This is a genomic window from Pseudoalteromonas sp. BSi20652 (assembly GCF_000239855.1).
Taxonomy (GTDB): domain Bacteria; phylum Pseudomonadota; class Gammaproteobacteria; order Enterobacterales; family Alteromonadaceae; genus Pseudoalteromonas.
The window spans coordinates 1-201 of record NZ_BADT01000271.1 but is presented as its reverse complement, the minus strand read 5'-3'; the positions used below and the strand labels follow the sequence as shown (position 1 = coordinate 201).

Below are 201 nucleotides of genomic sequence, written 5' to 3'. Positions count from 1 at the left end.
AAATCAATTACGTTGCTATTGGAAAATGTATCACCCAACGGGCTGGATGTTTTATTCACGATGGTTAATGGATAAACCTATGTCACCCTCAAGCTTCAGAAAGGCATTGAAAAAACATGCACAAATGTGTGGTTTAAAACACTGTAATCCACATGTATTACGCCATGCTTATGCAACACATCAACTTGAGTTAGGGATGCC

At 38.8% G+C, this 201-nt stretch carries 1 protein-coding gene; it reads left to right on the top strand.

Going from position 1 to position 201, the window contains the following annotated elements; translation table 11 throughout:
- Positions 1–25 precede the first annotated feature (25 nt).
- Positions 26–201, top strand: a 176-nt coding sequence (locus tag P20652_RS21245) for a tyrosine-type recombinase/integrase (protein WP_370587604.1), incomplete at its 3' end; no start/stop codon positions are given.